This is a genomic window from Massilia horti (assembly GCF_004614195.1).
Lineage (GTDB): Bacteria > Pseudomonadota > Gammaproteobacteria > Burkholderiales > Burkholderiaceae_D > Telluria > Telluria horti.
Map to the genome: position 1 here is coordinate 1 of NZ_SPUM01000054.1, position 9,997 is coordinate 9,997.

The 9,997-nt window shown below is 66.4% G+C and carries 11 protein-coding genes; all 11 read right to left on the reverse strand.

Annotated elements, in window-relative coordinates; all coding sequences use genetic code 11:
* Nucleotides 1-176: 176 nt before the first annotated feature.
* Complete coding sequence (locus tag E4O92_RS09375) at nt 177-674, reverse strand: VOC family protein (RefSeq protein ID WP_135189502.1); 498 nt, start codon at nt 672-674, stop codon at nt 177-179.
* 69 nt (nt 675-743) lie between these two features.
* On the reverse strand, nt 744-2,414 hold the full coding sequence (locus E4O92_RS09380) for an AMP-binding protein (protein WP_135189503.1): 1,671 nt from the start codon (nt 2,412-2,414) through the stop codon (nt 744-746).
* 98 nt (nt 2,415-2,512) lie between these two features.
* Complete coding sequence (locus tag E4O92_RS09385; RefSeq protein WP_135189504.1) at nt 2,513-4,189, reverse strand: 4Fe-4S dicluster domain-containing protein; 1,677 nt, start codon at nt 4,187-4,189, stop codon at nt 2,513-2,515.
* A gap of 9 nt (nt 4,190-4,198) precedes the next feature.
* Nucleotides 4,199-4,891, reverse strand: coding sequence for a DUF3306 domain-containing protein (locus E4O92_RS25155; RefSeq protein WP_229483209.1), 693 nt, complete (start codon nt 4,889-4,891; stop codon nt 4,199-4,201).
* 11 nt (nt 4,892-4,902) lie between these two features.
* Nucleotides 4,903-5,343: a DUF3305 domain-containing protein gene (locus E4O92_RS09395; protein ID WP_135189505.1), complete on the reverse strand. Its 441-nt coding sequence runs from the start codon at nt 5,341-5,343 to the stop codon at nt 4,903-4,905.
* A complete protein-coding gene (locus E4O92_RS09400) occupies nt 5,340-5,738 on the reverse strand; it encodes a hypothetical protein (protein ID WP_135189506.1) in 399 nt (132 codons plus the stop codon). The genes E4O92_RS09395 and E4O92_RS09400 overlap by 4 nt, the downstream gene beginning before the upstream one ends.
* Nucleotides 5,735-6,184, reverse strand: a complete 450-nt coding sequence (locus tag E4O92_RS09405; protein ID WP_135189507.1) for a hypothetical protein — start codon at nt 6,182-6,184, stop codon at nt 5,735-5,737. Before E4O92_RS09405 ends, E4O92_RS09400 begins: the two co-directional genes overlap by 4 nt.
* On the reverse strand, nt 6,181-7,269 hold the full coding sequence (locus E4O92_RS09410) for a formate dehydrogenase subunit gamma (protein ID WP_135189508.1): 1,089 nt from the start codon (nt 7,267-7,269) through the stop codon (nt 6,181-6,183). Before E4O92_RS09410 ends, E4O92_RS09405 begins: the two co-directional genes overlap by 4 nt.
* 10 nt (nt 7,270-7,279) lie before the next feature.
* Nucleotides 7,280-7,498, reverse strand: coding sequence for a hypothetical protein (locus E4O92_RS09415; protein WP_135189509.1), 219 nt, complete (start codon nt 7,496-7,498; stop codon nt 7,280-7,282).
* Nucleotides 7,498-8,166 (reverse strand): formate dehydrogenase FDH3 subunit beta, encoded by a 669-nt coding sequence (gene fdh3B, locus E4O92_RS09420; protein ID WP_135189510.1) that lies wholly within the window; start codon nt 8,164-8,166, stop codon nt 7,498-7,500. Before fdh3B ends, E4O92_RS09415 begins: the two co-directional genes overlap by 1 nt.
* A gap of 33 nt (nt 8,167-8,199) precedes the next feature.
* On the reverse strand, nt 8,200-9,997 hold a 1,798-nt coding region (locus tag E4O92_RS09425; RefSeq protein ID WP_167759745.1), incomplete at its 5' end, for a formate dehydrogenase subunit alpha.

The window sequence follows — 9,997 nt, forward strand, 5'->3', positions numbered from 1 at the left end:
CGTTCCCGGGCTCGGCGCCCCCCTTGGCGGGAACAGCGCCACTGGCGCTGTTCCCGCCATAGGCAGCGTGAAATCAGGCTCAGCATGGGTCCCCGCCTGCGCGGGGAGTCGTGCCGACCCATGGGAGGGACGACGATTTTTTTGGGCTAACTATTGTTGTAAGCCGTACGACTAGTTCAACCAGCCCACGCCTGCCGCAACGCGGCGATATCGAGCTTTTTCATCGGCATCAGCGCAGCCATCACGCGGTTCACACGCTCGGGCTGCGAGGAATCCAGCAGTTCGGCGATCATGCTGGGCACGATCTGCCATGACATGCCGTACTTGTCCGCCAGCCAGCCACACTGGCGTGCGGCCTCGTCACCGCCCTCGCCCAGCCGATCCCAGTAGTAGTCGATTTCGTCCTGGGTCTCGCAGCTGACCTGGAACGAGATCGCGGCAGTGAACGGGAAAGCCTGGCTCCCATTGAGGATCGTGAACGATTGGCCGCACAGTTCGAATGCGACCGTCAACACCTCGCCCGGCTCCTTGCCGTGGAATTCGCGGCCGGCTTCGCCGTAGCGGCTGATCGCCGTGATGCGGGATTCGGGAAACACGCCGACATAGAACTGGGCCGCCTCTTCCGCGTCCCGATGAAACCACAAGCATGGGGTAATCTTGGCAATGCGTTGCATAGTCTTCTCCATGGGAATGCTAGGTTGACGGTCGATCTGCTGCGCCTGCCGGGCTTGTGGCCCGGTCCTTCAATTGCTGCCGAATTCTTCCTCGCGGTACTCGACCCCGCCGCCCTTTGCGGCCTCCTGCCGGCGCAGTTCGACGCGGCGGATCTTGCCGGAGATGGTCTTGGGCAGTTCCGTAAATTCGATGCGGCGAATGCGCTTGTACGGCGCGAGCCGCTCGCGCGTGAACGCGAACAAGTTCCGGGCCACCTCGCGGCCCGGCTCCACGCCCTGACGCAGCGTGACGAAAGCCTTGGGCACCGACAGGCGCAGCGGGTCGGGACTGGGCACGACTGCCGCTTCCAGCACGTCCTCGTGCTCGACCAGCACACTTTCCAGCTCGAAGGGGCTGATGCGATAGTCGGACGACTTGAACACGTCGTCGTTGCGGCCGACGTAGAAATAGTAGCCGTCGGCGTCGACGCTGGCAGTGTCGCCGGTATGGTAGTGGCCGCCGCGCATGACGTCGGCCGTTTTTTCGCCGTCGCCTTCGTAGCAGAGCATCAGGCCGAGCGGACACGGGTCGAGCGCGAGCGAGATCTCGCCCTCGCTCGCTGGCTGGTCGTCGATGTCGAGCAGCTTGACCTGGTAGCCGGGCAGCGGCCGGCCCATCGAACCGGACTTGACCGGCTGGCCGGGGCTGTTGCCGATCTGGCAGGTGGTCTCGGACTGGCCGTAGCCGTCTCGAATGGTGATGCCCCAGGCGCGGCGTACCTGGTCGATCACTTCCGGGTTGAGCGGCTCGCCCGCGCCCACCAGTTCGCGCAGCGGCGGCTTCCATTGGGTCAGGTCTTCCTGGATCATCATCCGCCATACCGTCGGCGGAGCGCACAGCGAAGTCACGCCGCAGCGCACGATGGTGTCCAGGCATGCGCGCGCCGAGAAGCGTTCGTAGTTGTAGACGAAGACGGTGGCGCCGGCGTTCCACGGGGCGAAGAAGCAGCTCCACGCGTGCTTGGCCCAGCCCGGCGAGCTGATGTTCCAGTGAACGTCGCCGCGCTGCAGGCCAATCCAGTACATCGTCGACAGATGGCCGACTGGGTAGCTCTGGTGGCTGTGCAGGACCAGCTTGGGCTGGGCGGTGGTGCCGGACGTGAAGTACAGCAGCATCGGATCGGTGGCGCGCGTTTCGCCGTTAGGGGTGAAGACGGTCAGCACCTGACGGCTGTCGGCAAAGTCACGCCAGCCTTCAGGCTTGCCGCCCACGGCAATGCGAGTGTAGTTGCCCGCGAGGCCGGCGAACTTGTGCGCCTCGGACACCTGCGCGATCACGTGCCTGATGCGGCCGCGTTCGAGGCGGTCGGCCAGGTCGCTGGGCGAGACCAGCATGGTGGTGGGCACCAGCACCGCGCCAAGCTTGATCCCGGCCAGCATGATCTCCCACAGCTCGGTTCGGTTGGGCAGCATCACGAGCACCCGGTCGCCGCGCTCCACGCCGCATTCGCGCAGGTATTCGGCCACTTGCGTCGAGCGCGCGGCCATGTGCGCGAACGTGATCTTTTCTTCGCTCCCGTCCTCGCCGACCACCCACAGGGCGATGGCGTCATTGCCCTTGGCCTGTTCGTCGAAGAAGTCGAGCGCCCAGTTGAACTGCTCGAGTTGGGGCGGCTGGTAGTCGCGGCAGGCGGTCTCGTAATCCGTGCGGTGTCGTTGCAGGAAGTCGCGCGCCTCGATGAAGCGCTGGTATGGCGTCATGTCTGTCTCCTGTCGCTGTGCGGATGGGCTCCGGCTTCTTCGGCCGGATGACTCTGCCATCCATTGTGCCACGGCGCGCGGGAGCCGTGCGCGCGAACCTACGTTCGGCGCAACTGGGTCACTTTGGCTTCCTGCTGGTCCTGCAGCATGTCGACCACCCGGCAGTCGCCGCACATGCGGATGCGATCCAGGTTGTCGGCAAAGGCGGCGTGCCCGGACAGCCGGGACAGCATGTTCTCGATCATCTGCAGCGTGCCGAACGGTTTGTCGCATCTGATGCAGTGGAAAGGCCTTGTCTCGTTGAGCACGACCGCCTGGTTGCGCGTGTCGGCAAACGACATGCGCGGCTCGAGCGCGAGCGCGTGTTCCGGGCAGGTGGTCACGCACAGGGAGCACTGCACGCAGTTCTTTTCGATGAAGCGCAGTTGCGGCAGGCCCTGGCCGTCCTGCAGTGCGCCGGCCGGGCAGGCGCCGACACAGGCCATGCACAGGCTGCATTTGTCCTTGTCGATCGCAACAAAGCCGAACGGCGCGCCGGCCGGCAGCGCCACGTGCTGCGGCTGCCCCGGTGCGTGGCGGTGCAAGTGGTCGAGTGCGTAGTCGAGGGTGTTGCGCTTGTCCTGCGCCAGGTTGAAGGTCGCGGTCTGCTGCGGGACCTGGCCGCGCGGGGCGTGGCGCAGTGCGACGACCAGTTCCTCGGGCGAGGACGCGCGCAGCAGCTGGAAGTGCGGGCCGGCGTAGCCAAGGCCGGCCAGCACGGTCTGGGCGATGGTCATCTGCTGGCCGAGCGCCTGCGCGTATTGCGGGGCCTCGGTTCCCGTCATCAGAACGGTGATGCCGCGCGCGCCGTACGCCAGCGCCGCGAGCCAGACATCGATGCCGGTGGAAGCGGTGTGGTACAGCGGCAGCGGGATCACGCGGCCGGGGATCGCCTGCGGTGCGTCCTGCGCCTGAAGTGCCAGCGCGGCGCCGTCCCCGGTGTCGTGGAACAGGATCACCGGGTCGCTGCCGCCAGCGTCCAGGTAGGCACGCAGCGCGGCCTTGAGGCGCCGGCCGGTGTGCGTGGCCGGCGGGTAGGCGTAGCCGAGGGCGCCGCTCGGGCAGACGGTGGTGCAGGCGCCGCAGCCGGCGCACAGGTAGGGGTTGACCTGGATTTTCTCGCCCGCGCCCTGGATCGCCTTGGCCGAACAGATGTCGATGCAGGCATTGCAGCCGCTGCGCGTGTTGCGGCTGTGCGCGCACAGTCTTTCTTTGTACGCGAAGTATTTGGGCTTTTCGAACTCGCCCACCATCTCCAGCATATCGGCCACGGCCGCGTTGCGTCCAGTGTCACTCGCGCCCGGCGCGAAGTAGCCGTGCGGGCGCTGGTGGCTTGCGAGCAGGCGCGCGGGGCACAGGTCGAGAACGAGGTCGAAACGGGCTTCTTGCGCGTCCTGGCCCGACGCCTGCCAGCGCGCTTCGAACGCGCCCAGCCAGCCGGTGAGCGCGATCGCGCGTGCGGTGTGGACCGGGTAGGCGCGCGTGACGTTGGCGACGTCGCCATCGAGCAGCAGCACGGTGACCGGCAGCGCCTGGGCCAGCCGGTCGGCCAGCGGCAAGGCATCGGCGGCGAAGCCGGCAACCAGTGTGTTGCCCTGCGATCGGTAGCTGACCGAATCGAGGACTTCCGGGTCGGACAGCGCCTGCGCGGCATCGAGCGCCGCGGCGCGGGCAAGCGCGTCGCGCTGGTCCTGCAGCGGGTCGCTGCCCTGCCCTTCGTCAAATCGTATGTTCATGCGTGGTTTCTAAGGGGATGGCAATGTGCCAGAGTCGTCGTTCCCGCGCAGGCGGGAACCCATGCTGAGCGTATTCCGAACCTCAGCATGGATTCCCGCCTGCGCGGGAACGACGGTAAGGTTTTCGCGTGGCGGCTGGTCCGTCGCGCCCTCGTCCGGTTCCGGGGACTCCTGGTCCTGTTCGATCGATTCGTGCTCGGGCTGCGCCTCTGGCGGCGGCTGGTCGGTGGCGCCTTCGTCCCTGTCCGGGCCTTCAGGAATCTGCTCGACCGAATCGTGCCCGGGCTGCTCGTGCTCGGCCACCGGTCCGAAAACCGATCGCGCGTGCGCCAGCTGCGCAAGCATGGCGGCCGGGATTTGCTCCGATTTGGTGTAGTCGTCGATGTAGACGTCCAGTCCGTCCATCACGTGAAAGTGCGGGTCCGAGAAAAGCTTTTTCATCGCCAGCCGCTGCACCGCCTTGTCCACGCCCTGGCTGACAAAGTCTGAGAAATCGGCGTCGGCGGTGAGCGTGGCGACGTCCTCCAGCGTGGGCGACGGTTGGCCCCCAGCGGGTGCCTGCGAGTTTGGCGCGACCGGCGGATGCGGCGTGGTCTGCGCGAGCGGAGACAGGTCGAGGCGCTCGACCTCGTCCGCCTCGGTTGGCGCGCCGCCTTGCGCCTTCATGCGCGACCAGCGGCGCAGGAATCCTTCTTCAGCCATGAGCGCTCCTGTCATCCGTGTTGCCGTCCGCGGCGCGGCTTGGGCTGGTAATGCTCGCGCAGGTAGTCGGCAAGCCATGCGTAGATTTCGGCCGGCATCGTCACGCCGTCGGCCTGTTCGCCCGAATCGAACATGCGCGTGCCTTCGACATAACTGACCGAGGCGCGCACCGGCATCGCGCGGCCGTCCTGCATGCGCCACAACACGAACACCTTTGATTCGGGCGCCACGCAGTTTTCAAAGTAGCCTTCATGTTCGTCCGGGTACAGTTCGAGTTCCAGGCCCGAGACCAGGTAGTAGTCGCGTTCCGCGCTCACGCTCAGCACTTGCAGGGGCGGCAGGTTGCCTCGGTCGGGCACCACGCCCACTGCGGCCCATGCCTCGTCGGCCCAGGGGTGCTTGAGCGAGCGGCGCTGCATCAGCACCGCGATCGGCATGCTTCCCGTCTTCATCGCACTGGCCTCATGGGTTTGCCCGACGCCGGCCGCGTGCCGGCCGGCAGGGACGGAGTCGCCGCCTGTTTGACGTCCGCGCTGGGCGGCGCGGTGCCAAGCTTTTCGCTGCGCACCGGAGCGGGCGCAGACTGGGCCGCCAACTGGACCGGCGGATGCACGGTATAGCCCTGGACGGCGGCGCGTGAACGCCAGCGGGCGGCAATGGTGTCCATCGTCGCCAGCAGCTCCTGCTTTTCCTGCTGCGCCTGGGCGTCGGCCTTGGCCTTTTTCTCGGCGGCCGCTTGCGCCTGTTCGGGCGTGGGCGGCGGCAGCGCAGCGCCGGCCATGGCGCTCCAGCAGGCGGCGGCGAGCGCGACACCCGCGAGGCGCAGTCGTCTGGTGTACTTCATCATTTCCCTTTCAATGTGCCGGGCGCAGCCGGCGAAGCTGGTCCCTGGTGCGAGGCCGCGCCTCCCGTCAGGTTCGGCGGCGGCGCGGCGGGGGTGGCATGTTCGCCGGGCGGCAGTTGGGCGCCCGCTTGTCCCACGCTGGCCGGCTGGGTCGTTCCCTGCGAGGGACCCTGGCCGGACTCCTGCACATTGCCGGCCGTCGCGGCGCCGGCGGTATTGCCGCCCGCACCGCCCGCGATGCCCGGCGTGCCGCCGGCATAGGTGCCCTCGACCGTGGGCTTGGCATTGCGCGCCAGCACTTGGCCGCTAGTGCCACCGCCAGCCGATACCTGGCCGGGGAACTTGGTTTGGATTACGCCGCTCACGGATTCGGCATGCTTCTGGCAACCAGCCGCCGCCAGCAGCAGCGCGGCCGCCGCGATGCGCATCACAATGCTCGTCGAGTTCATCGCGTTCCCCCCAACGGGGAGCGCTGTGGCGGCGACGCAGGCGGCACGCCGTCGGGGTACGGGCCGCTTGGTGCCTGGTTGGCCTTGACGCGCTCGTACCAGATCCGGTGGTGGGCCTTGGCCCATTCCTCGTCGACGGTGCCATGGCGCATCGCCTCGTACGCCCCCGGGGTGCCCAGGGTGCCGATATAGATGTGGCCCAGCGCCGCGGCGATGTAGAGGGTGGCGCCGGCGATGTGCAGGTAGTTGGCCACTTGCAGGACGTAGCGCGTCTGGCCAAAGGTCACGAAATCCAGGATCAGGCCGGTGATTGACATCACGATGCCCAGCAGCCCAAGACCGAGCCAGAACCAGGCCTTTTCGCCAGCGTTGAAAAAGCCGGCGGGAACATGCTTGTGCGATACCAGGCCGCCACCCTGCTTGATCCACTGCCAGTCCCAACGATCAAAAAAATTGCGGCGGACGAAGGTGATGAACATTAGCACCGAACACACGATGAACAGCGGACCGAAAAAGTTGTGCACGTACTTGGACAAAAGGGCCAGTGTCGAAAAGGCGTTATGTCCGAGCAGGGGCAACAGGAGATTCTTGCCGAACAAGATGATGAGGCCGGTGATCGCCAGCAGCACGAAACTGATCGCGTTCGCCCAGTGTATGAAGCGTTCCCAGTCGGAAAAGCGCCGCATGCGCCGCCCGGATTCGGGCGCATCGATGCGCGCCGGCCCGACCGCGCCGTGGAACACGGCAATGACGATCAGCGCCAGCACCATGATCGTACCCGCGATAGTGGCGAGGGGACCATTGCGCCACACGCGCCAGGTGCTGCCGCCGCGCTGGAGGATCACGTCCCCCTCATTTGCGCCGTACTGGCCCAGGAAATGGCGGTCGAAGTGGGTCCGCCCCGACGCCGAATCCATCAGGCGAGGTTCCGGTACGTGCGAATCGGCCTCGACCTGCATCATGGTCTGCTCGTCCGCATAGGCCGGCACGGCACGCTTGTTCGGCACTCCGGCCCAGCTTGCCGTCACCGACAGCGCCAGCAGCAGGGCCAGCATGGCGCGGATGGCGTTCAGGTTGGCGTGCATGGCGTTCCTCCTACGGGTTGGCGCGGTTGTACTCGTTCTGGAAGTTGTTGCGGTTATGGATCGCCGCCATCCAGGCCAGCCGGTCGTTGTGGAACAGCGTGTGCTGCGGCAGGTTGTCCGGCTTGCCCGCGTACTTGCCGTGCAGCCAGGGCACTTCCTGCTCGACCTCCAGGCAGCCGCACAACAACAGCGGCAGCAACAACGCCGCGCCCAGTTTGAACGGCCTCATCACGGGAACCTCCGCGGATTGTTCTGGAAATCATTCAGGTCCTGGTCCACACGGGGAACATCGCCCTTGGCCTGGACCTCGCCGCCGCGCTTGGGCTTGCCGTAGGCGATCTTCCAGCCCCACAGCTCAGGACCATAGCCGCGCGTTTCCACCCGCTGGCGGTAGATGTCGGCCACCACGTCGGCGTCGCCGCCCAAGAGCGCCTTGGTGGCGCACTGCCCGGCGCAGGCCGGCAGCTTGCCCTCGGCGATGCGGTTGCGGCCGTACTTCTTGAATTCGGCCTCAGACAGGTCCTCTTCCGGGCCGCCGTTGCAGAACGTGCACTTGTCCATCTTGCCGCGATGGTTGAACAAGCCGCTCGACGGAAACTGCGGCGCGCCGAACGGGCACGCGTAGTAGCAGTAGCCGCAGCCGATGCACATGTCCTTGCTGTGCAGGACGATGCCGTCCTGCGTGTGGTAGATGCAGTTGACCGGGCACACCGCCAGGCAAGGCGCATCGGTGCAGTGCATGCAGGCGACCGACACCGAGCGCTCGCCCGGCACGCCATCATTGATCGTGACCACGCGGCGGCGGTTGATGCCCCAGGGTAGCTCGTGCTCGTTCTTGCAGGCCGTCACGCAACCATTGCAGTCGATGCAGCGCTCCGTGTCGCATATGAATTTCATCCTTGCCGCCATGTCGCCCTCCTGTCTTCGCCGTCACGCGCGCCGCAGGCGGCACAGCGATACCTTGGTTTCCTGCATCATCGTCACGGCGTCATAGCCGTAGGTCCACGCGGTGTTGACCGCCTCGCCGCGCACGATGGGGGCAGCGCCCTCCGGGTAGCGGTTCTTGAGGTCGTCTCCCATCCACCAGCCGCCGAAGTGGAACGGCATCCACACGATGCCGATCGGCACGCGCTGCGTGACCAGGGCCATCACCTTGATCTGCGCCCCGGTCGGCGTCTCGACCCAGATGTAGTCGCCCCGCCGGGCGCCGATCTGGGCCGCGTCGTGCGGATTGACCTCGCAGAACATGTGCTGCTGCAGCTCGGCCAGCCAGGGATTGGAGCGGGTTTCGTCGCCGCCGCCCTCGTATTCGACCAGCCGGCCCGAGGTCATAATCAAAGGGAATTCTTTCGAGAAGTCCACCTGCTGCACCGACTTGTACAGGGTCGGCAGGCGCCAGAAGTTGGCCTTGTCGTCGTAGGTCGGATACTTGGCCACCAGGTCGCGCCGCGGCGTGACCAGCGGCTCGCGGTGCACAGGCACCGGGTCCGGGAAGTTCCAGACGTTGGCGCGGGCCCGCGCGTTGCCGTACGGCGCGCAGCCGTGGGCGATGACGACCCGGATGATGCCGCCGGACGGGTCGGTCTTCCAGTTCTTGCCTTCGGCCTTGGCCTGCTCGTCCGGTGTCAGCTCGTTCCACCAGCCCAGCTTCTTGAGGAACACATGGTCGAATTCCGGGTAGCCGGTGTCGATCTGGCTATCGGCGTTGGTCGAGCCGTCCGCGGCCAGCAGGCTCTGGCCATTGTGCTCGACGCCCCAGTTGGCGCGGAACGGCAGGCCACCCTTGGCCACCGGCTTGGACAGGTCGTAAAGAATCGGCGTGCCGGGGTGATTCTGTTCCGGCGTGCCCCAGCACGGCCACGGCAAGCCGTAGTAGTCGCCCTTGCACGGACCGTAGTCGGCGCGCATCGTGGTCGGGTCGAAAGTGTGCTTGTTGAGCATGTGCAGCTTGAGCCGCTCGGGCGAACAGCCGGTGTAACCGATGGTCCAGCAGGACCGGTTAATCTCGCGCAGGATGTCCTCGACGACAGGCTCGTTCTCGACCACCTGGATGTTCCTGACCAGTTCGTCGCCGAAGCCGAGCTTTTTGGCCAGCAGGTACATGATCTCGTGGTCGGTCTTGCACTCGAACAGAGGCTGGATCACGCGTTCGCGCCATTGCAGGCTGCGGTTCGATGCGGTCACCGAGCCGTGGGTCTCGAACTGCGACGCGGCAGGCAGCAGGTAGACGCCGTTCTCGCGCCCGTGCATGGCGGCGGTCATGCTGGGATAAGGATCGATCACGACCAGCATGTCAAGCTTTTGCATGGCCGCCTTCATGTCCGGCAGGCGGGTCTGGCTGTTGGGCGCGTGGCCCCAGTAGAACACGGCGCGCAGGTTGCTCGGCTGGTCGATGTACTGGTTTAGTTCGTTGACGCCGTCATACCAGCGCGACACCGTGATACCCGGCTTTTCCATCAGCTCCTTGGAGCCGTAGCGCGACAGCAGCCAGTCGTAGTCCACTCCCCAGGCTGCGGCGAAGTGCTTCCAGGCGCCTTCCGCCAGCCCGTAGTAGCCAGGCAGCGAGTCGGCGTTCGGGCCAATGTCGGTGGCGCCCTGCACGTTGTCGTGGCCGCGGTAGATGTTGGCGCCACCGCCCGGCACCCCGATGTTGCCCAGAGCAAGCTGCAGGATCGACAGCGCGCGCACGTTGGCGGTGCCGACGTGGTGCTGGGTGATGCCCATGCAC